General features: G+C 22.5%; 21 protein-coding genes. 10 read left to right on the forward strand and 11 right to left on the reverse strand.

Annotated features, from left to right (window positions below):
• Positions 1–17 precede the first annotated feature (17 nt).
• From sucB to pfkA, 3 genes are all read left to right on the forward strand, one after another.
• The gene (sucB, locus tag D9V65_RS01195) at positions 18–1217 is read left to right on the forward strand and encodes a dihydrolipoyllysine-residue succinyltransferase (RefSeq protein WP_158341767.1); all 1200 of its coding nucleotides are present in this window, start codon (positions 18–20) and stop codon (positions 1215–1217) included.
• A 507-nt stretch (positions 1218–1724) separates the two neighbouring features.
• Positions 1725–2417, forward strand: coding sequence for a 2,3-diphosphoglycerate-dependent phosphoglycerate mutase (gene gpmA, locus D9V65_RS01200; RefSeq protein ID WP_158341768.1), 693 nt, complete (start codon positions 1725–1727; stop codon positions 2415–2417).
• A 385-nt stretch (positions 2418–2802) separates the two neighbouring features.
• The gene (gene pfkA, locus D9V65_RS01205) at positions 2803–3765 is read left to right on the forward strand and encodes a 6-phosphofructokinase (RefSeq protein ID WP_158341769.1); all 963 of its coding nucleotides are present in this window, start codon (positions 2803–2805) and stop codon (positions 3763–3765) included.
• Positions 3766–4106: 341 nt separating this feature from the next.
• Here pfkA and tpiA read toward each other — a convergent pair whose 3' ends face one another.
• The 7 genes from tpiA to lolA all read right to left on the reverse strand — a co-directional run bounded on the left by tpiA (position 4107) and on the right by lolA (position 12443).
• Positions 4107–4895, reverse strand: a complete 789-nt coding sequence (gene tpiA, locus D9V65_RS01210; protein ID WP_158341770.1) for a triose-phosphate isomerase — start codon at positions 4893–4895, stop codon at positions 4107–4109.
• 221 nt (positions 4896–5116) lie between these two features.
• Positions 5117–6793 (reverse strand): 30S ribosomal protein S1, encoded by a 1677-nt coding sequence (rpsA, locus tag D9V65_RS01215; protein ID WP_158341771.1) that lies wholly within the window; start codon positions 6791–6793, stop codon positions 5117–5119.
• A gap of 107 nt (positions 6794–6900) precedes the next feature.
• Positions 6901–7575 carry a (d)CMP kinase gene (gene cmk / locus D9V65_RS01220; RefSeq protein ID WP_158341772.1) on the reverse strand — a complete coding sequence of 225 codons (675 nt, stop codon included), beginning with the start codon at positions 7573–7575 and terminating at the stop codon, positions 6901–6903.
• 302 nt (positions 7576–7877) lie between these two features.
• Positions 7878–9164 carry a 3-phosphoshikimate 1-carboxyvinyltransferase gene (gene aroA, locus D9V65_RS01225; RefSeq protein ID WP_158341773.1) on the reverse strand — a complete coding sequence of 429 codons (1287 nt, stop codon included), beginning with the start codon at positions 9162–9164 and terminating at the stop codon, positions 7878–7880.
• Between the two features lie 75 nt (positions 9165–9239).
• A complete protein-coding gene (gene serC / locus D9V65_RS01230) occupies positions 9240–10331 on the reverse strand; it encodes a 3-phosphoserine/phosphohydroxythreonine transaminase (RefSeq protein ID WP_158341774.1) in 1092 nt (363 codons plus the stop codon).
• Between the two features lie 82 nt (positions 10332–10413).
• Entirely contained in the window at positions 10414–11706 is a 1293-nt protein-coding gene (gene serS / locus D9V65_RS01235; protein WP_158341775.1) for a serine--tRNA ligase, read from the reverse strand.
• Between the two features lie 113 nt (positions 11707–11819).
• Positions 11820–12443, reverse strand: a complete 624-nt coding sequence (gene lolA, locus D9V65_RS01240; protein ID WP_158341776.1) for an outer membrane lipoprotein chaperone LolA — start codon at positions 12441–12443, stop codon at positions 11820–11822.
• 323 nt (positions 12444–12766) lie between these two features.
• Between lolA and trxB the strand changes: the two genes are divergently transcribed.
• From trxB to aspS, 3 genes are all read left to right on the forward strand, one after another.
• Positions 12767–13720 (forward strand): thioredoxin-disulfide reductase, encoded by a 954-nt coding sequence (trxB, locus tag D9V65_RS01245; protein ID WP_158341777.1) that lies wholly within the window; start codon positions 12767–12769, stop codon positions 13718–13720.
• Between the two features lie 192 nt (positions 13721–13912).
• On the forward strand, positions 13913–14131 hold the full coding sequence (infA, locus tag D9V65_RS01250; protein WP_158341778.1) for a translation initiation factor IF-1: 219 nt from the start codon (positions 13913–13915) through the stop codon (positions 14129–14131).
• Positions 14132–14374: 243 nt separating this feature from the next.
• A complete protein-coding gene (gene aspS / locus D9V65_RS01255; RefSeq protein WP_158341779.1) occupies positions 14375–16102 on the forward strand; it encodes an aspartate--tRNA ligase in 1728 nt (575 codons plus the stop codon).
• A 1141-nt stretch (positions 16103–17243) separates the two neighbouring features.
• On the opposite strand, the gene pyk is transcribed toward aspS, so the two are convergent.
• The gene (gene pyk, locus D9V65_RS01260) at positions 17244–18689 is read right to left on the reverse strand and encodes a pyruvate kinase (protein WP_158341780.1); all 1446 of its coding nucleotides are present in this window, start codon (positions 18687–18689) and stop codon (positions 17244–17246) included.
• Between the two features lie 585 nt (positions 18690–19274).
• On the opposite strand from pyk, the gene zwf reads away from it, so the two are divergent.
• The 4 genes from zwf to tsaB all read left to right on the forward strand — a co-directional run bounded on the left by zwf (position 19275) and on the right by tsaB (position 24740).
• Positions 19275–20741: a glucose-6-phosphate dehydrogenase gene (gene zwf / locus D9V65_RS01265; RefSeq protein WP_158341781.1), complete on the forward strand. Its 1467-nt coding sequence runs from the start codon at positions 19275–19277 to the stop codon at positions 20739–20741.
• 343 nt (positions 20742–21084) lie between these two features.
• A complete protein-coding gene (htpX, locus tag D9V65_RS01270; RefSeq protein ID WP_158341782.1) occupies positions 21085–21975 on the forward strand; it encodes a protease HtpX in 891 nt (296 codons plus the stop codon).
• Positions 21976–22306: 331 nt separating this feature from the next.
• Positions 22307–23878, forward strand: coding sequence for a TerC family protein (locus D9V65_RS01275; protein WP_158341783.1), 1572 nt, complete (start codon positions 22307–22309; stop codon positions 23876–23878).
• Between the two features lie 193 nt (positions 23879–24071).
• Positions 24072–24740: a tRNA (adenosine(37)-N6)-threonylcarbamoyltransferase complex dimerization subunit type 1 TsaB gene (tsaB, locus tag D9V65_RS01280; protein WP_158341784.1), complete on the forward strand. Its 669-nt coding sequence runs from the start codon at positions 24072–24074 to the stop codon at positions 24738–24740.
• A gap of 111 nt (positions 24741–24851) precedes the next feature.
• On the opposite strand, the gene minE is transcribed toward tsaB, so the two are convergent.
• The 3 genes from minE to minC are packed head-to-tail and all read right to left on the reverse strand — an operon-like array spanning position 24852 to position 26668.
• Positions 24852–25109, reverse strand: a complete 258-nt coding sequence (minE, locus tag D9V65_RS01285; protein WP_158341785.1) for a cell division topological specificity factor MinE — start codon at positions 25107–25109, stop codon at positions 24852–24854.
• 3 nt (positions 25110–25112) lie between these two features.
• Positions 25113–25925, reverse strand: a complete 813-nt coding sequence (gene minD, locus D9V65_RS01290) for a septum site-determining protein MinD (protein ID WP_158341786.1) — start codon at positions 25923–25925, stop codon at positions 25113–25115.
• A gap of 44 nt (positions 25926–25969) precedes the next feature.
• The gene (gene minC, locus D9V65_RS01295; protein WP_158341787.1) at positions 25970–26668 is read right to left on the reverse strand and encodes a septum site-determining protein MinC; all 699 of its coding nucleotides are present in this window, start codon (positions 26666–26668) and stop codon (positions 25970–25972) included.
• Between the last annotated feature and the right edge of the window lie 316 nt (positions 26669–26984).

Here is a 26984-nt window from a genome sequence, read left to right on the forward strand (position 1 = left end):
TCATATTAGGAAAAATAATGAATGAAGTAGACATATTAGCTCCAGAATTTCCAGAATCTGTCTCGAATGCTCAAATTATTAGTTGGCATAGAAATATTGGAGAACATGTTAAACGAGATGACATATTACTAGATATTGAAACAGATAAAGTAATATTAGAAGTACCCGCTTTAATAGATGGTATTTTAACTGCTATAATAATAAAAGCAGGAGAAATTATTTTTTCAAAACAGATATTAGGAAAAATTACTTTACAAAAAGAAGAAAATTTAAAAAAGATTGTTGTGGAAAAAAAGAAATCTTTAATAAATAAAACAGAGTTAGAAGCTTCTCCTTCAGTTAGAAAATTAATAAAACAGCATAGTATAGATCATACATTGATTGTTGCTACTGGAAAAAAAGGACGATTAAATAGAGATGATGTTTTAAATATTATTAAAAAAGATAAAGTTGAAAATAGTTTAAATTATATAAAAGAAAAAGAAAAAAATGTAGAAAATCAACAAAATTATAAAGAAAGAAAAGTTGAAAGGATAAAAATTAGTCCTTTAAGAATGAAAATGTCGGAAAGATTATTATTCTCACAGAGAAATATGGTAACATCAACAACGTTTAATGAAGTAAATATGAAAAGTATTTTAAGTTTAAGAAAAAAATATAAGCATAAATTTGAAGAAAAACATAAAATAAAATTAGGACTAACATCTTTTTTTGTTAAAGCAGTATCTGAATCTTTAAAATTATTTCCAGAAATTAATTCTTCAATAGATAGAGATGATATTATTTATTATAAATATATTGATATAAGTGTAGCTATTGCAACAAAACGAGGTTTAATTACTCCTGTATTGAAAAACGTAGAAGAAATGAGTATAGTTGATATAGAAAAAAAAATTAAAGATTTTATTTTAAAGGGAAATATTGGAAAGTTATCTATAGATGATTTAACTGGAGGGAATTTTACTATTAGTAATGGAGGTATTTTTGGTTCTTTAATGTCAATTCCTATAATAAATCCACCTCAAACAGCTATTTTAGGAATGCATAATATAATAAAACGAGTAATGGTAGTTAAAGATAGTATTGTTATTCTTCCTATGATGTATATGTCTTTATCCTATGATCATAGAATAATAGATGGGAAAACCTCCATTCAATTTTTATCAAGATTAAAAGAAATATTAGAAGATTTTTCTAGAATTTTATTACATGTATAAATGTCTTATAAAATAAATCACTTAGAATATGTTGGAATTTTATATTTTAACCAACATATTTATATTTAATATATATATATATATAATAATTAATTTAATTAGAATAAGTGAGAACATTAATTTTGTTTTTAAAAGAAATAGAATTTACTAGAAAATAAAACATTTTGAATAAATAAATATACGTATATTTTATTTTTATAGTACAAATTATTTTTAATGAAGTTAAATATTTTAAATTAAATAACATATAAATAAATATATACATATTTTTAATATAAAACAATTTAGATATAAAATTATATATTTTTTTGATGAACAATAGTAGATATAAATTTATTATTGATATTTAATAACGATAAATAAATTAATTATCAAGGTATTATAGTTGTATCTGCTTGATGAAAGATTATAAATTTTTCTGTAATAAAGACTATTTATTATGTTTGTACATCACTTATATATAAAATATTTTAATAAATACAATGCATTTTTTTTAAAGGAGTGTATATGTCAGTAAAAAAAGTTATTTTAATTAGGCATGGGCAGAGTAAATGGAATTTATTGAATAAGTTTACAGGATGGAATGATGTTGAATTATCTGATTTAGGCAAAAAAGAAGCAGTAAAAGCTGCAAATTTATTAAAAATGAATAAAATTAATTTCAATTATTCATTTTCTTCAATGTTAACGAGATCTATTCATACTTTATGGATTATTTTAAAAACATTAAATAAAACTTGGGTTACTGTAGATAAAGATTGGAAGTTAAATGAAAGACATTATGGTGCTTTACAAGGATTAAATAAAGATGAAATGGTAAAGAAATATGGAGAAGAAAAAGTACATAAGTGGAGAAGAAGTTATAAAATATCACCGCCTAAAATAAAAAATTTTAATAGTTTATTTTCTGGATATGATGAACGTTATGAAAATATAGGATTAAATAATTTTCCTAAAGGAGAAAGTTTGGAGTTGACTGAAAAAAGAGTAGTTGAATTTTGGAAAGAAAAATTGTTACCACATATGAAATTACAAAAAAAAATAATTATAGTAGCCCATGGTAATTCTTTAAGAGCATTAATAAAATATTTAGGAAATATTGACGATGTATTAATTAGTAGATTAGATATTCCAACTGGATCTCCTATTGTTTATGAATTTAATAAGAATTATCTTCCAATAAGATACTATTTTTTATAAAAAAATTAAATATAAATTTAAGCATAATAATAAAATAAAAGATTTAAAATAAATAAATTTTTAATTTAGTGTCATATCAATTAATACGCATATCAGTTTATAGTAGTATTTTGTTACATATATTATATAGATTTAATCAGTACTAATAATTACGAGTAAATCAGTAGAATTAAAAATAAATATATATACTATATATTTAAATGTTAAAGTTCTGGTTTTTTATCAAAAAATAATAAAAATACATATTGTTTTAATTAAAATTAGTGAAATAATTTATAAAAATGTTAAAGATAAATTATTTATATCTCGTTAAGACTAAGTTATCTGGTTACTAATATATTAATAAATTTATGTTTAACGTTATATTTAAAGGGTTATAAAGTTTATGAAAAAAAAAATAGGTATTTTAACAAGTGGTGGTGATGCGCCAGGGATGAATGCTGCTATTCGAAGTATTGTAAGAACAGGTATAATGGAGGGATTAGAACTATTTGGGATATATGATGGATATTTAGGTTTATGCAAAAATAGAATAGTTAAATTAAATAGTGATAGTGTGTCAAATATGATTAATAGAGGAGGTACATTTTTAGGGTCTGCTAGATTTCCAGAATTTAATTTAGTAAAAAATAGATTGATTGCAATAAATAATATAAAAGAAAAAGGAATAGATTATCTAGTTATTATAGGAGGAGATGGATCTTACATAGGAGCGAAAAAACTAACAGAATCAGGAATTCCGTGTTTAACTATACCGGGAACTATTGATAATGATGTTGTAGGAACTGACTATGCCATTGGGTATTTAACTGCACTAGAAACAGTAGTAGAGGCAATTGATAGGTTGCGCGATACTTCTTCATCACATCAAAGAATATCTATAGTAGAAGTAATGGGACGTAGTTGTGGGGATTTAACTTTAGCTGCATCTATTGCAGGAGGATGTGAGTTTATTGCGTTACCAGAAATTAAGTATGTTAAAGAAGATTTACTTAAACATATAAAAAATAGATTATCTAAAGGAAAAAAACATGCGATTATAGCTATAACAGAACATATTTGTAATGTAGAAAACTTAGCTAGATATATAGAAAAAAATACTAAAAGAGAAACGAGAGCTACTATTTTAGGACATATTCAAAGAGGAGGTAAGCCTATAGCTTACGATAGAATTTTAGCATCTAGAATGGGTTCTTATGCTATAGATTTAATAACAAAAGGTAATGTTGGAAAATGTATTGGAATTAAAAATGGAAAAATGGTAAATTATGATATTAGTTACGCTTTGAAAAACATGAAAAGACCTTTCAAAAGTGATTGGTTTAATTTAGCTAAAAAATTAGTTTAGAAGATGTTTGTTTAATTGAATGTATTTTTTTGTTGTTTATAGAACTAATAATATAGTTATTTTAAGAAATGATTGATGTTTACAGATAAGTAAATTTATTTATTTTTTTATTTTAATTTTATAAATTTTATATATTCATAAAATATAATGTATTAATTATTTAATTAATACGTTTTCTAACGTATTAATTGTTGTTATTTATATTATATATATATAGATAATTGTTGTAACGATGACATTTTTTATATCTATAAAAAATAGTTATAATTGCATAAAAAAAATGTATAACTAATTGTTAATTATAATAATTTTATATATGAATAATGAATTCATAAAAATTTTTATTTATCTATTTTATTAGATTTTACTAAAATATTATTAAATATTTTTTTATTTAAAGAAGCATTTCCAATTAAACAACCATCTACATTTTTTTTATTTAAAAATTCATTTACATTTTCTTCGTTAACAGAACCTCCATAAATTATATAAAAATTGTCTATATTAAAATTTTGAAATTTAATAACATAATTTTTTATGAAAGTATGCAATTGTTGAATTAAATCTGGATCAGCAGATTTTTTAGATCCAATTGACCAAATTGGTTCGTAAGCAATAATAGAATTATTAAATATAGTTTTATTTTGTTTATCTATACTAGCAATAGCATTTAATTGACTTAATATTATTTCTTCTGTTTTTCCGCAATCTTTTTCTAATTGATTTTCTCCAAGGCATAAAATGGGAATAATACCTTTTTGTTTAGATAAAATAAATTTTTTTGCAATAATGTCATTGTTTTCCGAATGATAGTAACGGCGTTCTGCATGTCCTATTATAGTATATTTTATGTTAATATCAGATAACATATTTACCGATGTTTCTCCAGTATATGGTCCTTGCTTATGAATATCTATGTTTTGTGCTGATATTTTACAGTTAATATTTAATTTTGATACTAGTTCTTGAGCATAATTTAAATAAATATTTGGAAGAGCTAATATAGTTAAATTTTTTTTTATCTTTAATGATTTATCTTTTATAAATTTAAAAAATGAATTTAACTTATTTTTTGTTCCGTTTAATTTCCAGTTTCCTATAATTATAGGTAATGTGGTTTTTTTTTTCATTTTTTTAAAGGAATGTAGAAGTTGTTTATAGTTAGAAGAACTAAATTGCTACTTATTGAAGTAGCAATTTAGTTGTATAGAAAAATAAAATATTAAATAAAATATTTTATTTTAAATAGTATCTAATACTATTAATGCAATAATTGAATGTTATTTGATTTGTTTTTAATAAATGTAAAAAATAAAATATTGTAATGATTATTTAATCATTTAAATATTGATTACTCATTATTTTTTGCAGCTTTAAACGCTTCCATCATAGCATTCGAAAATTTTTCTTTTTTTGCTGTACTAGAGTGTGTTGTGTCGTTTTTTTCTTTTTCCAACTTGGTTTTATTTGGAATAATAGTTAAATAAACTGTTCTATGTTTTTTATCTACGTTATTTATTTTTGTAGAAATAATATCATTTATTTTATATTTTACATTAATATTATTATTTTTTTCAGATGATTCAGGTAATTTTACGATTCCATGAATATTATTTTTCATTTTTGTTATAATTCGTGTTTCTTCTATTTTTTTAATTTCTGTTGTAAAAGTACTATTTTTTTTCTTTAATTTTAAATAAAAATTTAAAGGATCTTCTTGTAATTGTTTTATTCCTAGAGATATTCTTTCTCTTTCAGGATCTACTTGAAGTACAATTGCTGTAATTTCTTCTCCTTTTTTATATTTTTTTATAGTTTCTTCTCCAGAAGAATTCCAGTCAATATCGGATAAATGTACTAGACCATCTATTCCACCCGGAAGACCAATGAATATTCCAAAATCAGTAATAGATTTTATTTTTCCTATTACTTGAGTTCCTTTTTTGTGAATTTCTGAAAAATTTTTCCATGGATTTTTTTTACACTGTTTTATTCCTAGAGATATTCTTCTTCTTTCTTCATCTATATCTAGTACCATGATTTCTACAATATCATTTACATTAACTACTTTAGAAGGATGTATATTTTTATTAGTCCAATCCATTTCAGAAACGTGAACTAATCCTTCAATTCCTTCTTCTATTTCAACAAAACATCCGTAATCTGTTAAATTTGTCACTCTTCCTTTTAGGATAGTTTTTTCTGGATAACGATTAGAAATAGCTATCCATGGATCCTCTCCTAGTTGTTTTAGTCCTAATGAAACACGAGTTTTTTCACGATCAAATTTTAGAATTTTTACTGATATTTCGTCTCCAATACTAACTATTTCGTTAGGATGTTTAACTCTTTTCCAAGCCATATCCGTGATATGAAGTAGTCCATCAACTCCTCCTAAATCTACAAAAGCGCCATATTCAGTTAAATTTTTTACTATTCCTTTTATTTTTAGTCCTTCTTGTAGTTTTTCTAACAACTGATTTCTTTCAGCACTATTTTCGTATTCAATGACTGCTCTTCTAGAAACTACTACATTATTCCGTTTTTTATCTAGTTTTATTACTTTAAAGTCTAAATTTTTTCCTTCTAAGTGCATTGTATCTCTTACTGGTCTTACATCAACTAAAGAACCTGGTAAAAAAGCTCTGATTTCATCTAGAGAAACTGTAAATCCGCCTTTTACTTTTCCATCTATTGTTCCATTAATAGTTTTTTTTTCTTTAAAAGATTGTTCTAGCAACAACCAAGATTCATGTCTTTTAGCTTTTTCTCTAGATAGTATTGTTTCTCCAAATCCATCTTCTATTGTATCTAGCGAAACTTCGGTTAAATCTCCTATAGAGATATCTAATTCTCCTTTTTTATTTTTAAATTGTTCGATTGGAATAGATGATTCAGATTTTAATCCAGCATCTACTATTACGGAATCTTTACCTATAGATATAATTATTCCTTTTAGTATTGATCCTGGAGCGGTTTTTATTTTTTGAAAAGATTCTTCAAGTAATTGAGAAAATGTTTCGGTCATATTTTATATATATATATATATTATTTAATCTTTTTAATTTCCATATTTTTGTTAAGATATAGTACATTTTTCTAAAATTTTCCATTTTTTAGGGCTATTTTTCTAATTTAGAATAAATTAAATTTAGATTTAATATATTTCATTGAAATATTAAACATTTCAGTTGTATTAATATAACTGGTATCTAATATTATAGCATTTTTTGATGGTTTTAAAGGAGATATTTTTCTAAAAATATCAAGATTGTCTCTTTTTTGAATTTCAGAATATGTTTTTTTAAAATTAGTAATTATTCCTCTTTTTTTCAATTGAAGCATTCTTCTATAAGAACGAATTTTTAAATTTGATATTAAAAAAAATTTAAGTTTAGAATCAGGAAAAACTACAGTACCCATATCTCTTCCATTAGCTACTAAGCCAGGATTTAATCGGAATGATTTTTGAATATTTAACAATATATTCCGTATTTCTGGAATTTGTGATATTTTAGAGGCAAGCATAGAAGTTTTTTCTGTAAAAACATTATTTGTAATGTCTTTTTTGTTATAAATTACTTTAAATTTTTTTTTTTTTATAAATAAAAAGCAATTTAAATTTTTTGCAATAAAAACAACTTTTTTTGGTATAATAACAGATGAATATTGTAAATAAATAAGAGCAACAGCTCTGTATATAAAACCAGATTCTAGTGAAAACCATCCTATTTTTTTAGATATTTTTTTACATAAAGTACTTTTTCCTGAAGCGCTCGTTCCATCAATAGTAATTACTGGAATATTCATAATATTTGAATAGAATAAATTTTTAATTAAAAGATTATTGTTATTTTTTTAAATATAAATATATGTTATACATATACATACAAATACATTAAATTATTTAAAAATAGTATCTGGTTTTTATTAGATAACTAAAATTAATTAATTTTATTTTTATTTTTAATAAAAATCTATTTCTATAGAAATTTTTTATTTTAAATATAAAATATTATTTATATATATATATATTAATAATACAAATCTTATTTTTAAGATATTTATATAAGATATAGACATACGAAAATTTTTTGTAAAATGCACTATATTTAATTATAGAAGCTTATGCTATTAAAAGCAGAGAAATAATTTGGAAATGTTTTTGCTACACAATCTGGATTTATTATGTTAACTGATTTTTCTGATAAAGGTATAAGAGAAAAACACATTGCCATTCTATGATCGTTGTATGTATTAATAGAAGATGGAATAAATTTTTTAGGAGGAGTAATAGAAATATAATCTTCACCTTCTACTATTATAGCACCAACTTTTTTTAATTCAGTAGACATTGCATGCAATCTATCTGTTTCTTTAACTCTCCAATTATATATGTTTCTAATAGTTGTTGTTCCATGAGAAAATAATGCTACTATAGCAATAGTCATGGCTGCATCAGGAATATCATTCATATCCATATCAATTCCATGTAATTTTCCTTTGGAACATTTTACAAAATTTTCTCCCCAAAATATTATAGCACCCATTTTTTGAAGTATATGAATAAATCTAATATCTCCTTGTATGCTATTTTTATATATATTATTTAAAACAATATTTTTACCTTTAATAGCTGCTGCTGCTAAAAAATAAGTAGCTGAAGATAGATCGCTTTCTATATAGTAAAGTCTTGGACTAAGATAAGTTTGTTGTCCTGTAATATAAAATTTTTTATAATTTTCATGTTTTATTTTTATTCCAAAATGTTGAATGATTTTTAGTGTCATTCTTATATAGGGAATTGACACTAATTTATTTGTTACTGTAATAGTAGTATCATTTATAGCTAATGGAGATGCTATTAAAAGTGCTGATAAAAATTGGCTAGAAATATTTCCACGTATTGAAATGTTTCCTCCAATAAATCCTCCTTTGGTATGTATTGGTGGGAAGCCTTCTTTTTTCATATATTTAATTTTAGCTCCTCCTTGTTTTAGACAGTCAATTAAATCTCCTATAGGACGTTCTTGCATTCTTTTATCACCAGTAATAATAAAATCATTATTAACTAAAGATAAAACTGCTACTAAAGATCTTATAGCTGTTCCTGCGTTTCCTAAGAATATAGAGGATTTTTTATTATTTTTAAAATTTATTCCGTTTCCATACATATGACAAATAGATTTATTTTTTTCTAAAACATAATGTATACCTAAGTCTTTTAAAGCTAGAAGCATGTATTGGGTATCATAACTATCTAATAAATTTATTAGACTAGTTTTTCCGTGAGCAAGTGCAGACATAAGAAGTACTCTATTAGAAATACTTTTTGAACCAGGTAAATCTATTTTCCCTTGAACATAAGAAATAGGTTTTATAGTTAAAGATTTATTCATATATTGAAGTTCCTAAAAGAAAAAATTTTTTTATATTTTAAATATTGTTTACCATTTAAATAATAATTAACTAAATTATCCATATTTTTTTTCAAAATATTTCATATATTGAGATAGCTTTTTTACTCCATTAAAAGTCATAGCATTATAAATAGAAGCTCGCATACCACCTATTGAAGAATGCCCTTTTAAAAATAAAAGACCATTTTTATGTGTTTTTTTTAAAAACAGTTCATTTAATCTTTCATCTTTTAAGAAAAATGAAACATTCATAGATGATCTATTCTTTTTTGCAATTGAATTAGTATATAGTGAACTATCATCTATTGTTTTGTATAATAGATTTGATTTTTTTTCGTTTATTTTTTCAATTTCTTTAATTCCTCCCATTTTTTTTATCCATTCAAATACTAAACTTGCTACGTATAAAGAAAAAGTAACTGGAGTATTAAACATAGATTTATTTTTTAAAATAGTTTGATAATTTAAAATAGATGGACAATGTTTATTACATGTTTTGATTAAATCTTCACGAATGATAACTATTGTTACACCAGACGGTCCTATATTTTTTTGAGCACTAGCATATATTATTCCGTAATCTTTAATATTTATTTTTCTAGATAATATACTTGAAGAAAAGTCAGCTATTACTGCAATTGATTTATTAAAATTTGGTCTTTCATATATAGAAATACCTTCTATTGTTTCGTTTTGACAATAATGAATATAGGATGTTTTATTATTTATTTTCCAGTCTTGCATCGGTAAAATGGAATGTTTTCCATCTTTTATTCTACGCACATTTATTAATTTAGAAGAGCATAAACGTTGAGATTCTATAAATGCGCTTTTAGACCAGTAACCACTGTTAATATAGTTTGCTGTGTGAGTTGTATTTAATAAATTCATAGGAACAGCGTAAAATTGAGCTCTAGCTCCTCCAGAACAAAACAATATTTTATAGTTTTCAGGTATATTCATTATTTTTTTTAGATTTTTTTTTGCTGTTTCAAACATATCAATAAAATCTTTAAAACGATGACTTATTTCAATAATAGAAACTCCTAAATTATTCCAGTTTTTAATATTTTTAGAAATAATATTTAAGACTTTTTTTGGAATCATAGCTGGTCCAGCACTAAAATTATAAATTTCACTATTCATTTTTTTCTCATCTAGTATTTAAATTATAAAAATTATTAATATAATATGTTTTTGAAAAATTAAATATTAATTTAATCAATTTTTATTGTATAAATTTTAATCCATTCATATATTTTTTTTGTAAAATAGTAGGAATTTCTATTTTACCATCAGCATGTTGATAATTTTCTATAATGGCAGCTAGTGTTCTTCCAACAGCTAATCCAGATGCGTTTAGTGTATGTAAAAATTTATTTTTATGATTTTTTTTTCTAGAATATTTTAGATTAATTCTTCTTGATTGAAAATCTAACATATTAGAACAAGAAGATACTTCTATATATTTATCCATAGATGGGAACCAAACTTCTAAATCATAAGTTTTAGAAGCAGAAAATCCTAAATCTTGTGAGCATAAGAGAACTTTTCTATATGGTAATTTTAATAGTTTTAATACTTTTTCCGCATGATGAGTTATGTTTTCTAAAGCTAAAGACGATTTTTTTGGGTGAACAATTTGTATAATTTCTACTTTTTCGAATTGATGGGTTCGAATTAATCCTTTTGTATTTTGTCCATAGGAATAATTTTCTGATCGAAAACAAGGAGAATAAGCTGTTAGTAGGATAGGTAGATCATTTTTATTAATTAATTTGTTTTTAAATAAGTTTATTAGTGGTACTTCTGAAGTTGGTATTAAAGAATACTCTAAATTTTTTTTATTTTTAGAATAAATATGAAAAAGTTCTTCTTTGAATTTTGGTAATTGTCCTGTTCCATATAAGCAGTCTGAATTTACTATATAAGGAATATATGTTTCTGAATATCCATGTTTTATTGTATGTAAATCCAACATAAATTGACCAAGTGCTCTATGAAGCAAAGCAATTTTATTTTTCATGATAATAAACTGAGAACCAGATATATTTAAATTTGGATTAGAATCGAATCCGAAAACATTATTTCCAAGTTGAATGTGGTTTTTAAATAGTATATTGGTTTTTTTATATTTATCCCCCCATTTGGATATTTCGTGATTATTTGTATTGTTTTTTCCTATTGGAGTATCTTTATGAGGTATGTTAGGTATATTGAGGTAAAACTGTAAAATCATTCTTTTTAATAGAGATAAGTTTTTTTTATTATGTTGAATATTATTGTTAATATTTACTACTTTTTTTTTCAAATGCGAATTTTTTTTAGATAGTAATTTAAATTTTCCAATTAATTTTGATATATGATTTCGGTTTTTTTGAAGGTTTTCAGTGTATAATTGAAGAATTTTTCTTTTAGATTCTAACGTGTTTATTCTATGTATGTCTAAATTAAATCCACGAGTTTTTAGTTTTTTTTTTATTAATTCAGGTTGAATACGAAATAAGATTGGATCTAACATTTTTTTTTACAAAAAGAAGGTGAGTGTAGTTTGCGTTAAGTTTTAATTATTTGATTTCAATAATAAAAAAACGCAAACATGATTTTAAATGTTATAAAAAATTTTATTAATAATTAACTATTACTTGAATTGCTTAGTCTCAGATCATTAACTTCAGTTCTTTCTGGAATTACAAAATTAAATTTATCTGGTTCTACATCCCATTTGTTTTGGCTTCGGAACTCAAATATAATTCTTTCACCAGTATCATCTATGAACTCAGCTCTTTTAATAATTCCTTCTTCTGTGATATTTATATTAATTTTCTTATAAGGTAAAAATTTTTCACTTAGAATCATATTAAATGCGTTGTTTTTATGTTTGTTTACTATTGCTTTTAGAAATGATGGATCATTTAGCATAGATAGAATTTGTACATTCTTTTTCATATGTTCAAATGGAAGAACAGTTACAGAACGATCTTTTATATTAAAATGCCATACAGTTTTTCCATTAGATATGACTTTTACAGGACTAGGAGAATCTATATGAATATAAAAAGTAGTTTTGTCTTTAATCCAAAGTTTTCCTTGAGCATCAAAAATTTGTTTTCCATCTTTATCTATTATTTTTTGTTTAAATTCTAAAAATATATTTTTTAAATGATTTAATCGATTTTCTAGATCTAATTGTTTATCGAATGCTATTGAAGATACTGATAATAATACTGCAAAGATAAATAAGAATATTTTATTCATTTTTTGTCCTAGAATCAGTTTAAAAAAAGATATGACGTTTTCACATTTATATGAGTTTATATTGAATATTTTTATTTAGAATAAATATATAGTTTATATTAGGATTTTAAATATGTATAGAAGATAAACTCATTTATTTGCGTTTAATTAGAATAACATATAAAATAATACTTATATTAGAATTAATTTAAATAATAATATTATATATTAAAAATTATTTTTTTATATTTAAAATTTATAGTATATAAAATTTTGAAAATAAATAAAGTATTAAAAATAAATAAATTTTAAATTAGTTAAATAAATGTATTTATAAAATAAAAATGGAAACTAAAAATACCTCACTTTTGATACTAGGATCCGGTCCAGCTGGTTACACTGCTGCAATTTATTCATCTAGAGCTAATTTATTTCCAATATTAATTACGGGAAATATGGTAGGAGGACAATTAACTACAACGTATAGTATTGAAAACTGGCCAGGAGATATTTCAGCTTTAAGTGGAATAGACTTAATGGATAGAATGCATAATCATGCAAAAAAATTTAAAGTTGATATAATAAATGATGAAATCCTAGAAGTGGATTTTTTAACAAAACCATTTTATCTAATAGGTCGTACATTTTGTTATAAAACTGATGCATTGATTATAGCAACTGGTGCTTCTCCTAGGTATTTGGGGATAAGTTCAGAAAATAAGTTTAAAGGAAAAGGAGTATCCACATGTGCTATTTGTGATGGATTTTTTTATATAAACAAAGATGTAGTAGTTATAGGTGGAGGTAATACTGCTGTAGAAGAAGCTCTGTTTTTATCAAAAATAGCTAGAAAAGTTTTTATAGTTCATAGAAATAAAATTTTTAGTGCAGAGAGAGTGTTGATCCATCAGTTAGAAGAAAAGGTGAAAAAAGAAAAAATAATATTGTTTACAAATTTTATAGTTGATGAAATTTTAGGAGAAAAAGAAGGAGTTACTGGAATTAGAATAAAATCTAATATAAATAATAATAAATTTATTACTATAAGTATTTCAGCAGTTTTTATAGCTATAGGACATATTCCTAATACAAAAATTTTTAAAGATCAGCTAAAGATGAAAAATGAATATATTTCTGTTAAATTTGGAATACATAGCGGATTTACTAAAACTAGTATTGAAGGAATTTTTGCAGCAGGGGATGTAATTGATCATGTATATAGACAAGCTATTACTTCTTCAGCTACTGGATGTATGGCGGCTTTAGATGCCGAAAAGTATTTAAATAAAAAAAAATGAAATAATATTATTGACATGATTAAATTTAAATTGTAAACAAATTTCCATTTTTTACTAAAAATTTAGTATATATTGTGTATATGAAATGTAAAGTAAAAATTCTATAAAAATAGTTTAATTTTAAATTTTTTATATCTTTGTCATTTATAAGAAATTTATATTCATTTAAAAATAATAGAGAACAAGTAAATTATGCATAAAGAAGATAATGTAGAAATGCAAGGAACTGTAATTGATACTTTACCTAATACTATGTTCCGAGTAAAACTAGAAAATGGGCATATTATTATTGCTCATATATCAGGAAAAATGAGAAAAAATTACATTAGAATTCTTACTGGAGACAAAGTTACTGTAGAATTGACTCCATATGATATTTCTAAAGGAAGAATAATTTTTAGAAGTAGATAAATGGATTAAATATTAATTATATTTTACATAATATATATAATGTGTTCTAACGTGTAATGTTTATATTTTAAATAAAAAAAAATTTTGTAATTTTATTAATAAAAAATTAAAAATATTAATTTAAAAAAAAGATTTATTTTTTTTATATAACAAAAAAAATTTATACGCTATTTTTACAGAATATGATTTATTTTTATTAACGTATTACATATATTTATATGTTATCTCTCGAAGAGAAGTTATATGCGTACAAAATATTGTGGAGATCTATGTTTAACAGATATAGATACATCAGTTATCTTATGTGGATGGGTTGATAAAATTAGAAATTTTGGAAGTTTTTTATTTTTAGATTTAAGGGACAATAGAGGAATAGTTCAAATTTTTATAGATAAGAAAAATAAAAATTTATATAAAGAATTTTCTATTTTAAAAAATGAATATTGTATTAAAGTTCATGGTATTGTTAAAAAAAGATTAGATAAAAACATTAATTTAAATTTAAATACTGGAAAAGTAGAAGTATTAGCAAAAAAAATATACTTATTTAATAAATCTCAGTCATTTCCTTTAGATTATAATCATACACATAGCGAAGAAACACGATTTTTATTTCGGTATTTAGATTTAAGAAATAAAAAAAATATTAATATTTTTAAAATTAGAAGTAAAATAGTATTTATACTACACTATTTTTTACAAAGAAATAAATTTATAAATGTAGAAACGCCTATTTTGACAAAAGTAATGACTGAAGGATCAAGAAACTATTTAGTGGCTAGTAGAATACATATTGATAAATTTTATGCCTTATCACAATCTCCTCAGATATATAAACAACTTCTTATGATATCAGGTTTTGATCGTTATTATCAGATAACTAAATGTTTTAGAGATGAAGATTTACGTTCAGATCGTCAACCAGAATTTACTCAATTAGATGTAGAAATGTCATTTATGGACATTAAAAAAGTTCGTTTAATTATGGAAAAAATGATTCGGAATTTATGGAAAAAAGTTTTAAAAATTCGGTTAGACAAATTTCCGGTGATAACTTTTAATAGTGCAATAGAAAAATACGGTTCTGATAAACCAGATTTAAGAAATCCATTATTATTAATAAATTTAACTTTTTTATTAAAAAAAAATAAAAAATTTCGTTTATTTTTTAATATAAAAGAGGTAAAAAATTATAAAATAGTTGGACTTTGTGTTTCACATGAAAAATATTTTAGTAGAAAAAGAATAGAAAAATATAATTTATTAGTTGCTAAATTTACTAAATCACAATTAATTTATATACAAATCATTAATATAAAATTAGGATTAAATGGCATTAAAAGTTCTCATAAGAATTTACTAGATATTGTAATTTTACAAAAGATAATTAATGAAACAAAGGCAAAAAATGGAGATATTGTATTTTTAATGATAGAGCAATGTGCTTTAGTTAGTTCTATTTTTGGAATTTTAAGAAAACAAATTGGTGAAGAGTTAAATTTAATAGATAAAAAAGATTGGAAGCCAGTTTGGATTATAGATTTTCCATTATTTAACAAAGATGTTGAAAATAATTTAGTTCCTACACATCATCCATTTACTTCTTTTAAAAATACTAAAAAAAATTTAGAATTATTAGATTCTTGTCCTGAAAAAGTTATTTCTGAAGCTTATGATTTAGTAATAAATGGATATGAAGCTGGAGGTGGTTCTGTTAGAATAAATAGTGCGTATATACAAGATAAAATCTTTAATCTTATAGGAATGTCAAGAAAAATAAAAAAAGAACAATTTGGGTTTTTTTTAAAAGCTTTAGATTTCGGAACACCTCCTCATGCAGGAATGGCTTTTGGTTTAGATAGAATTATAATGTTGATGACAAAATCAAAAAATATAAAAGATGTTATTGCATTTCCTAAGACAACTTCTTCTTATTGTTTAACAACAGGTGCACCTAATAAAATCATTTAGTTACTCAGTAAAGTTAAATCAATTCAAGTATATTGAATTTCTTGAAAAGTAATTATCAGTTGATAATATAATTAAAAATTAACAATATGTAATTATATTTAATTATATTAAGTAATTTAATATATTAATTTTATTTTATTTTATTTTATTTTTAATATATATCATAAAAAATGATATTTGAAGCATAAATAAAAAATATCAGTTAATATATTGATATTTTATTTTTTAAATAAAAATATTATTTAGGATATACTTTTTATTATGATCAATTATCAATTAATAAGAAACATATTGTTATTGTTAAAATGATAGGATAAAACATAACGTATATATAACAATTATAGTGTATACAAAAAAACAAAAAAAAATTTTTGTTTATTTAATAGTTTAAAATGTATGTAAACAATTTTACATATAATTAAATTTAATTTGTATTTAATAAATATATTTATATATACTTATTATAAAGTATAATACGTAGTTATTGTTTGCTTTTCTTGTTTAAAGTGTGTTTTTCAATAATTAGTATTAAATTTATTTTTTTTTACATATTAATAATTTTGAAAATTTCTATTTTTTTATTGTTAATAAAAAATTTTTATATATAGAATTATTATTGATGTATGTTTTACTATATTAAATGAAAAATAAAGTATCTAAATAAAAAAATTTAGGCGTTAAATATAATAATTTTTACTTTATTTTTTAAAATATAAAAGTTAAATTTTTTTTAAAAAACATTAATATTTTTCTTTCTAATCATTTAAAATAAGCAATTTTTAGTAAAGAAGTTATAAATAGTATTTATAACTAATAATTTTTAGATTATTTAATTTAATTAAGTAGTATTATGTCTTAGTTTTTACTAAGTAGATTTAATGTAAATAAAATATTTATTAAATTAAATATTAATTAAATGTAAATAAAATTTTATTAAATATAAATATTTGAAATTTTTAAATTTTTTAAAATAGAATATTTTTAATTTTTTATATTAAAAAAAATATATATAAATATAAAATATATTAATAAATCGCATAGATTAATTGTTTTCTATATAAAGGATTTACATATATTTTATATTTACGCTTATTAATATAATTAATTTGAATTTTAAAAAAATATTGTTATAAATATTTTTTTATATTGATACTTTTACAATTTTAGAATAATAAATTTTTTTAAAATTATTGTTTTTTTCTAATGCAATAATAACTACTAGACTTCCTGTAACTATTAGATTTTTAGATAGTAAAAATGCAATGGCTTGATTTTCTTCATTTACTTCATTATTTATTTTTTTAAAAAATATGGGAATAACACCTCTATATAATGCCATTAAATTTAAATCTCGTACTTTATTAGTTAACGAAAAGATAGGCAATTTAGACGTTATTCTAGAAGCTATGATAGCTATTTTTTTTGAATGTGTAAGATTAATAATAGACGATACTCCTGTTAAGTGACTAGCAGTATACATTGATGACATAGCTATAGCTTCTTTTATAGAATTAAATTTCGTATTTAAACGATGTTTTGAAGTGTTTAAAACAGGTATTTTTTCTGCTCCTTGACATATTTTAGACATAGAAATTACAGTTTCTACTGGATTCTTTCCAGAAGCAGTTTCAGCTGATAACATGACTGCGTCAGTTCCATCTAAGACTGCGTTAGCCACATCCATTACTTCTGCTCTTGTAGGAACAGAATTGGTAATCATGGATTCCATCATTTGGGTAGCTGTAATCACAATTTTGTTTAATTGACGAGTTCTTTTTATTAGTTTTTTTTGTACTCCTGCTAATTCTGGATCGCTGATTTCTACACCTAAATCTCCTCGAGCTACCATAATAGCATCCGAGTTATTTATTATTTCATCTATGATATTTTGGTTAAAAACTACTTCTGCTCTTTCTATTTTTGCGATAACTTTTGCACGACTTCCTGCTTTTTTTAGTAATAATTTTGTGCGTAAAAGATCTTCAGAACATCTAGGGAAAGAAATTGCTAAATAATCTACTCCTAAGTTAGCCGCTAATATAATATCTTTTTCATCTTTTTTTGTCAGACAATCAGCGGATAATCCGCCTCCTAGTTTATTAATTCCTTTTTTGTTAGAGAGAACTCCACCTATTAATACTTCGGTAAATACTTTAGATAATTCTGTATTTAATACTTTTAACTTTATTTTTCCATCGTCCAATAAAAGGATATCATTTTTTTTCACTTCTTCAGATAATTTAGAGTATTCAACTTGAACTATTTTTTCATTCCCATTATATTTTGAATAATTATAATCTAAAATAAAGTTATTTCCTTTTTTTAAAAAAATTTTGTTATTTTCAAATATTCCTATTCTAATTTTTGGACCTTGTAAGTCACCTAATATTGATAAATAACATCCCATTTCTTGCATAATTAATTTAGCTTGTTTTACTCTATATTGATGTTCTTTACTATTACCATGGGAAAAGTTTAAACGTAATACATTAACACCACTTTTAATAATTTTTTTCAAATTATCTTTTTTATCTGTAGAAGGACCTAATGTTGCGACAATTTTTGTTCTTCTAATACATTTCATAATAATAAAAGCCTATTGTTTATAAAAGATAAAATATAAGGTTTAAAATTCTTAATATATATACAATATTCATACTGAAAAGAATTTTTTTATTCAAAACTATTTTTATAATACCTTTATTTTTTGTTTTTTTAAAGTTACTAATATTATGATATTAACTAAAGATTAATTTATAGGGAATCTTTTTAAGATTTAGTGAATACTTACAAATTTTTAAAAGATATGTTAAAATTTATTGTAATAATTGATTAAATTAACTTAATTTATATGTGTATAATTAGTAAAACACGTTTAAGGTTTTAATTTTTTAATATTATAAATAGTACATAAAAATAAAATAAAACAGATAAATATTTTTTAAAAAAATATTTTTATACTTACCAATTTTAATACTACAATGTCTAGTATTTTTAATAATTTTTGAAATATGATAATATTTTATATTAAGATAATCTAATTTTTTACATGTATTTTTTTTTAAATAAAAATAAAATTGTTTTTTTAAAAGTTACATTTTAAATATTTTCTATTTTATAAAGAAAATAATACAAATATTGCAAGTTAATTGTATTTATCAGGATAAATTTCATGGTTTACAGTCCAATAGAATTATATGATATTGTTATTTTTGGAGCTAAAGGTGATTTAGTTAGAAGAAAATTAATTCCTGCATTATACAATTTAGAATCTAAACAACATATACATGAAAATACTCGAATTATTGCTGTAGGAAGAGCAAAATGGAGCAGTCGTGAATATTGTGATATGATATTAAAAAATTTAATAACTTTTTTATCGAAAAAAATAGACTATTCAATATTTAATAAATTTAAATCTAGATTTGTTTTTTGTAATTTAGATGTTTCTGATCATGCTAAATTTTTTTATTTAAAAGATATAATAAAAAAAAAAAATAGTAGATGTATTTATTATTTAGCTATGCCACATTATACGTTTAGTAACGTTTGTTTAGGATTAAAAAAGTTTAATCTTAATGATTGTAATTCTAGAGTTGTAGTTGAAAAACCTATAGGAATTTCTTTAGAAACATCTAAGCTAATAAATAATGTATTAGGAACATATTTTAGAGAAAATCAAATTTTTAGAATAGATCATTATCTTGGAAAGGAAACTGTTTTAAACCTACTTTCTTTTAGATTTGCAAATCTTTTTATTTACAATAACTGGAATAAATCAGCGATTGATAGTGTGCAAGTTACCTTATCAGAAGAAATTGGATTAGAGGGAAGGGTTGACTTTTTTAATAGCACTGGTCAAACACGTGATATGGTTCAAAGTCATTTACTTCAGTTATTAACTCTTATCACTATGTCTAAACCATATGCTGTAAATGCAGATATAATTAGAGATGAAAAAGTAAAAATATTAAAAAGTTTAAAACCAATTACTAAAAATAACGTTAAAGATAATATTGTTCTTGGACAATATCATTCTGGTTTCATCAATAAAAAACCGGTTAAATCATATTTAAATGATTTAGGGAATGACAATATTGTTAGTGATACTGAAACATTTATTGCAATAAAAGTAGAAGTTGATAATGAACAATGGAATGGAGTACCGTTTTATATTAGAACAGGAAAAAGATTATTAAAAAAATGTTCGGAAATAATAGTCAACTTTAAAAATGATTCTAATAATATTTTCAATAAGATACTATCTAGTAGATCTAGTAATCAATTAATTATTACTTTACAACCTAATGAAGGATTAAAAATTAATATTTTTAATAGAAAACCAGGTGTATATGATTCAAACAATTTAGTCACTAACTCTTTAAATTTTAGTTATAAAAAAAGTAATGAAACATTTTTAAACGATTATGAAAGGTTATTTTTAGAAGTTATAAGAGGAAATCAATCTTTGTTTGTACGTCGAGATGAAGTAGAATTAGCATGGAATTGGATAGATTCCATGATGTACGCATGGAAAGATGTAAATATGAAACCAATTTTATATCAATCAGGAACTTGGGGTCCTGATAATTCTGATCTATTATTAAATAAAGATGGTAGATATTGGTATAATAATTAATTTTAAAAAATAAATTATTAATATAAGATACTTATTTTTTATTTAAAAAATTTAAATAAACATTAATTATTTTAAATAATATAAAAAATTAATTATAGTTAATAAATTTTAATATTTTTTAATAAAATTGTTAAAGAAAAATTTTTATTAAACAATATTTAAAACTAAATATTATTAATTTTAGAAAAGTGAATGTTTATATCACGATATATTTAATAATATTTATTTTGAGTGTTTCATGTGTATGTAAAATATAGTATATAAATATACAAAAATTAATTTAGCTAAAAAAGTGTTTTTATGTTTTTAACGATTTTAAAATCATAAGAGGAATATGTATTTTATGATGAGAATCATGCTTTTTTTATTAACTAATATATCAGTTATGTTAGTGTTTGGATTTTTATTATTTATAGTAGGAATAAAACAAAATAGTATCGAATCGTTAATGATAATGTCAGTATTATGTGGTTTTGGAGGTTCTTTTTTATCTTTAATATTTTCTAAGTGGATAGCATTACAAGCTGTTAACGGAGTTTTAGTAAAACAAGCAAAAACCGAGCAAGAAGAATGGTTAATTAAAACAATTAAAAAATATTCTGAAATAGTAGGAATAACACCTCCAGAAATATCTATTTACCCATCATTAGAAATAAATGCTTTTGCAACAGGAGCTAGACGTAATTCTGCATTGATTGCTGTAACAACTGGATTGTTACAAAATATGAATAAAAGTGAAGCAGAAGCTGTTATTGCTCATGAAATTAGTCACATTGCTAATGGTGATATGGTCACTATGACTTTAATACAAGGAACAGTAAATACTTTTGTAATTTTTTTTTCAAGAATAGTGGCAACTATAGTTACTAATTTTATTTCTTCAAAAAAAAATGAAGATAATATAAATAATAGTAATTATCCAATATTTTATTTTTTAGTTTCTATGTTTACTGAAATGGTATTTGGTGGAATAGCTACTATCATTATTATGTGGTTTTCTCGAAATCGTGAATTTTATGCAGATGCTGGTGCCGCTAAAATAGTTGGAGTAGATAAAATGGTAGCTGCATTAAAGAAATTACAAATGCAAAATGACCAAATGAACAAAGGAATTTCTTCTGTAACTGCACTATGCATACATGGACAAGAAAGTTTTCATTTAGCAAAAATGTTTATGTCTCATCCACCATTAAAAAAAAGAATAGAAGCTTTATATAATAGAGATTATTTATAAAATAAAGGATTTAATCAGTCAAATACAATAAATTTGACTGATTAAATTTGTTTGTAATTATTTTTAAAAAAAAATAAAAATTTAATCAAACCTACTATTTTAAATGTTAGATATATAAAATATTTAAACATTACAATAATATATTTTACATAAAATTTTATATTTAATAATTAAAAATTAAATTCTAATTTTTTTTATGAATTAAAATTCAGTTTTTTTTAGTATATGTACAGAATGTTTATTTTCAATAATAGTAGCTATTTTTTATATATATATTTATTTTTAATAGTGTAATATTTAATATTTTGCCCTATTTAATATGGAGTTTTTAATGTATCTGTTTTTAGACTCGTCAAATTGGGCTGCTTTATTAATGTTAATTGTATTAGAAATAGTTTTAGGAATTGACAATTTAATATTTATTTCTATTTTAGTAAAAAAGTTATCTCCTTCACAAAGAGATAAAGCTCGAATACTAGGTTTAACCATTACTTTAGTAATGCGAATAACGTTATTATATTTTATGTCTTGGATAATCACTTTAGATCATCCATTATTAGTATTTAAATATTTTTATTTTTCTGGAAGAGATTTAGTATTATTGTTTGGTGGATCTTTTCTTTTATTTAAGGCAATTATGGAGTTACATGATAAGTTAGATTTTGCTAAAAAAAAGAAAAATAAAAAAAGAATTTATTCTAATTTTTGGATTACTGTATTTCAAATATCTATTTTAGACGCTATTTTTTCTTTAGATTCAATTATAACAGCAGTTGGAATGGTAAATAAACTATTAATTATGGTAATTGCTATAGTTATAGCAACAGCTTTCATGTTATTAGCTTCTAAAATATTAGTCACTTTTATAAATCTCCATCCTACTATAACTATTTTATGTTTGAGTTTTTTAATTATGATTGGTGTAAGTTTGGTATCAGAATCTTTTAGATTTTATATACCTAAAGGATATTTATACGGAGCTATAGTATTTTCTGTATTTATAGAATGTTTAAATCAGATAGATAAAAACAATCTTATAAAATATCAATCGCTTCGTCCTGTAAGAATTAGAGCTTCAGAAGCTATTTCTAATCTAATAATAAAAGATAAAAAAATAGAGTCTATATCTAATATTTCTAAAAAAAATAAGCATTCTTTAACTATATTAGAAAATAATAAATATAAAAATTATTTTAGAGAAGAAGAAAAGTATATGATCAATGGAGTTTTAACATTAGAAGGTAGATCTATTAAAAGTATTATGACTCCTAGAAGAGAGATATCATGGATTAATATAGAAGATTCAGTGATTAATATACAAAAAAAATTATTAGATACGCCTCATAATTTATTTCCTGTTTGTGATGGAGAATTAGATAAGATCATAGGAGTAGTTAGAGCTAAAGAAATTTTAGTGATTCTTGATAATAAGTTTGATATAATTAAGTTCGCATCGAATAGACCTCCGGTAGTTATACCAGATACACTAAATCCTATTAATTTATTAGGAGTATTAAGGAACGCTAAAGGAATTTTAGTTATTGTAACTAATGAATTTGGAGTAGTTCAAGGGTTAATAACTCCACTTGATGTGTTGGAAGCAATAGCAGGGGAATTTCCAGACGATGATGAGACTCCAGATATAGTAGAAAGTGAAAAAGGTATTTGGATTATAAAAGGAGGAACTGATTTGCATACGTTAGAACGATCATTAAATATTGCAATTAATACGAAAAATAGAAATCAGAATGCTTCTTTAGCAGGATTATTAATTTCTGAAAAAGGAAATGTACCTATTCCAGGAGATATAGTAAAAATTCCACCTATTGAATGTCATATATTAGAATCAAATCAATATAGAATAGATTTAGTTAAAGTTGTGATCGTTAAAAAATTTACTTAAGAAGAAGTTTCTTCTTAATGAAAATAATAATTAAAATAGAAAAATTTTCTTATAGTTTTAAATAAATTTTTTTTATAAATTATTGAAAATAAAAGTTTTTTTTAAAAAATATATTAATAATGTAGTTCATTTAGGTTTTTTATTGATTATTTAAGGGTTTTTATTTAAATAATATTTGATATGGTTTATTAGTATGTGTTTAAATATTTTAGCAATTGATATGACATTTAGTTATGCTTCAATAGCATTATTAAAAAATAAAAATATTCATACTATTTCTTCATTTAATATTAGAAAAAAAGATATTAATGTTTATAATTGTATAAATAGTCTATTAGCATCCAAAGGTATTCAGGTTCATGATTTAGATTATATTTCTTTTTCTAAAGGACCTGGAAATTTTACAGGATTAAGAATGTCTTGTAACATTGCTCAAGGTCTTTCGTTAGGTTTAAAGATTCCAATATTATGTGTTTCTACGTTTATATTAATGGCGGAAGAAGTTTTTAAAAAAAAAAATTTTAATAAAGTAATAGTAGCAATGCAAGCTACAAAAGAAAAATTTTATTGGGGTAAATATAAAAGAAATAAAAATGGGTTTTGGTTTGGAGAAAAAACGGAATCATTATTAGATAAAGAAGACATTTTAAAAAAGATAAAGATGATAAATAGCGAATACATTTCTGTAGGATCAGCATGGTCTAAAATACCTAATAAAAATCGATGTATAAAAAATATTAAAGAAATAACGTATCCTAATATACGTTATATTTTTCCATCTTCATTGTTGCATATTCAAAAAAATCTTACTTTTTCTGCTGATAAAATAGAACCAGTTTATTTAGGTAGATATACATTTTAAATAAAAATATTTTTATAAAACTAAAAATTAAAGTATTTTTTAGTTTTATTATTTTTATGTTACTAGATTAAATTTAAATACTATATAGTTAATAAATAAAATCTATATTTTTTATTGTTCTATGAAAGTTATGTTAAGTTCTAATATAGAAATTTTATTTTCTTTATATTCTATTTGAATATTAGTAGTTTTAGGATCTAATTTTATATATTTACATATAACTTTAATAATATCTAATTTAATTTGAGGTAAATAATGGTTTAATTTTTTATTTTTTCTTTCTTCTTCTATAATAATTTTTAATCGATTTTTTGCAATTTTAGCTGTTTTTTTTTTTTTTCTAGAAAAGAAAAAATTAAGTAAAGACATATGTTATCTCCAAAAAAATCGTTGAAAAAAATTTCTTTTTTTGTCTTTAATAAATCGAAAAGGACATTTTTTTCCTATTAATCTATTAGTTGCATCAGAATAAGCTTGTCCTGCTTCTGAAGATTTATTTAAAATAACAGGTTTTCCTTGATTAGAAGATTTTAATACTGATAAATCTTCTGGAATTACTCCTAACAAAGGTATACATAATATATTATTTATATCATCAATACTCAGCATTTCTCCTTTTTTAACTCTTTCAATATTATATCTAGTTATGAGTAAATGTTCTTGGATAGGTTTTTGATTTTTTTCAGCTCTTTGTGATTTTGAAGAAATAATACCTAAAATTCGATCAGCATCTCGAATAGAAGAAACTTCTGGATTAGTAACTATTATAGCTTCATCAGAAAAATATATAGGTATAATAGCTCCAGATTCTATACCAGCTGGAGAATCACAAATAATAAAATCAAAACTCATAGTTTTCAGTTTTTTTAAAAGATTTTTTATTCCTGTTTTATGTAGTGAATTTTTATCTCGTGTTTGAGAAGCGGGTAGAATGAATAAATTTTTTGTATTTTTATCTTTTATTAAAGCTTGATTAAGCTCTATGTTACCTTGTAATACATTTATTAGATCATAGACAACTCTTCTTTCGCATCCCATAATTAGATCTAAGTTTCTTAATCCAATATCAAAATCAATAACTACAGTTTTTTTTCCAAGTCTAGCTAGCCCAGTAGCAATAGATGCACTTGAAGTAGTTTTTCCTACTCCACCTTTTCCGGATGTAACTACGATGATGCGTGTCATACTTTTTCCCGTAGAAATAGTAATTTAGTTAAAAAAATTATAATTTATATTTTTAATAATTTTATAACCCCATTTTGTATATAACATTGAACGGATTTTCCAATTAATTCAGATGGAATCTGATCTAATAGTAAAAATTGACCACAAATGGAAATAATTTCAGCAAATAATTCTGTACAAAAAATATAGCATTTTGTGTTACCTTGAATTCCTGCTAATGCTTTACCTTTTAGTTTTCCATATATGTGAATATTTCCATCAGAGATAATTTCAGATCCTTCATTAACATTATTTATTATAATAATGTTACTATTACTTGAATATATTTGTTGTCCAGATCGTATTGGTTTTTTTATAACTTTATTTTTAAAAAAAAGATTTGATTTTAAGTCAATAGTTTTTTTTTTTTTTTGAATATGGATAGAATGTTTAAAGTTATTTTTTTTTAAGAAAACAGGAATACCTGAATCAAGGATAGTTTTATTCAACTTTTTATTTTCACATTTTATAAAACCTATAATTTTTAATTTTAATGATTGAATAATATATTTAATTGAACTCCAATCGATTTTACAAGATAATTGTGAAATATTTAAAATAACAGGTGCATTTTTAAAGAAAGAAGGTGATTCTTGTATTTTTTTTTGTAAAGCATATTTTATTTTTTTTGTTGAATCATTTTGTAAATAAAGGACTAATAGTGTAAAATTATTGCTTTTTAATTTTATAACTTGATTAAACATATCTATTTCGCTTTTTATTTTTTTAAAGCATGGAATTAAATATAACAAATATATTATTTGTTATATAAATATAACATTAATATATTTTTATTTTAATAATCATTAATTGATAAAATGTTAGCAAAGATTGTATTTTAAGTACAGATACTTTATTTTTAAAGTAAAAATATAAGTTTGTTTATGTAAAATATATATCTATTAATTTTTTATATATGATGTAAACATTTTTACATATTTATGATTATAAATCATATGTATAATTTTTATAATTTTTTTGAATTGGAGTGTACAAAAAATATGACTAACTTTAGTTCCA

The organism is Buchnera aphidicola (Anoecia oenotherae) (genome assembly GCF_005080765.1).
Lineage (GTDB): Bacteria > Pseudomonadota > Gammaproteobacteria > Enterobacterales > Enterobacteriaceae > Buchnera_E > Buchnera_E aphidicola_AB.

Coding starts and splice junctions, on each gene's coding strand:
- sucB (WP_158341767.1), top strand. CDS start 18: ATGAATGAAGTAGACATATTAGCTCCAGAATTTCCAGAATCTGTCTCG.
- gpmA (WP_158341768.1), top strand. CDS start 1,725: ATGTCAGTAAAAAAAGTTATTTTAATTAGGCATGGGCAGAGTAAATGG.
- pfkA (WP_158341769.1), top strand. CDS start 2,803: ATGAAAAAAAAAATAGGTATTTTAACAAGTGGTGGTGATGCGCCAGGG.
- tpiA (WP_158341770.1), bottom strand. CDS start 4,895: ATGAAAAAAAAAACCACATTACCTATAATTATAGGAAACTGGAAATTA.
- rpsA (WP_158341771.1), bottom strand. CDS start 6,793: ATGACCGAAACATTTTCTCAATTACTTGAAGAATCTTTTCAAAAAATA.
- cmk (WP_158341772.1), bottom strand. CDS start 7,575: ATGAATATTCCAGTAATTACTATTGATGGAACGAGCGCTTCAGGAAAA.
- aroA (WP_158341773.1), bottom strand. CDS start 9,164: ATGAATAAATCTTTAACTATAAAACCTATTTCTTATGTTCAAGGGAAA.
- serC (WP_158341774.1), bottom strand. CDS start 10,331: ATGAATAGTGAAATTTATAATTTTAGTGCTGGACCAGCTATGATTCCA.
- serS (WP_158341775.1), bottom strand. CDS start 11,706: ATGTTAGATCCAATCTTATTTCGTATTCAACCTGAATTAATAAAAAAA.
- lolA (WP_158341776.1), bottom strand. CDS start 12,443: ATGAATAAAATATTCTTATTTATCTTTGCAGTATTATTATCAGTATCT.
- trxB (WP_158341777.1), top strand. CDS start 12,767: ATGGAAACTAAAAATACCTCACTTTTGATACTAGGATCCGGTCCAGCT.
- infA (WP_158341778.1), top strand. CDS start 13,913: ATGCATAAAGAAGATAATGTAGAAATGCAAGGAACTGTAATTGATACT.
- aspS (WP_158341779.1), top strand. CDS start 14,375: ATGCGTACAAAATATTGTGGAGATCTATGTTTAACAGATATAGATACA.
- zwf (WP_158341781.1), top strand. CDS start 19,275: ATGGTTTACAGTCCAATAGAATTATATGATATTGTTATTTTTGGAGCT.
- htpX (WP_158341782.1), top strand. CDS start 21,085: ATGATGAGAATCATGCTTTTTTTATTAACTAATATATCAGTTATGTTA.
- D9V65_RS01275 (WP_158341783.1), top strand. CDS start 22,307: ATGTATCTGTTTTTAGACTCGTCAAATTGGGCTGCTTTATTAATGTTA.
- tsaB (WP_158341784.1), top strand. CDS start 24,072: ATGTGTTTAAATATTTTAGCAATTGATATGACATTTAGTTATGCTTCA.
- minE (WP_158341785.1), bottom strand. CDS start 25,109: ATGTCTTTACTTAATTTTTTCTTTTCTAGAAAAAAAAAAAAAACAGCT.
- minD (WP_158341786.1), bottom strand. CDS start 25,925: ATGACACGCATCATCGTAGTTACATCCGGAAAAGGTGGAGTAGGAAAA.
- minC (WP_158341787.1), bottom strand. CDS start 26,668: ATGTTTAATCAAGTTATAAAATTAAAAAGCAATAATTTTACACTATTA.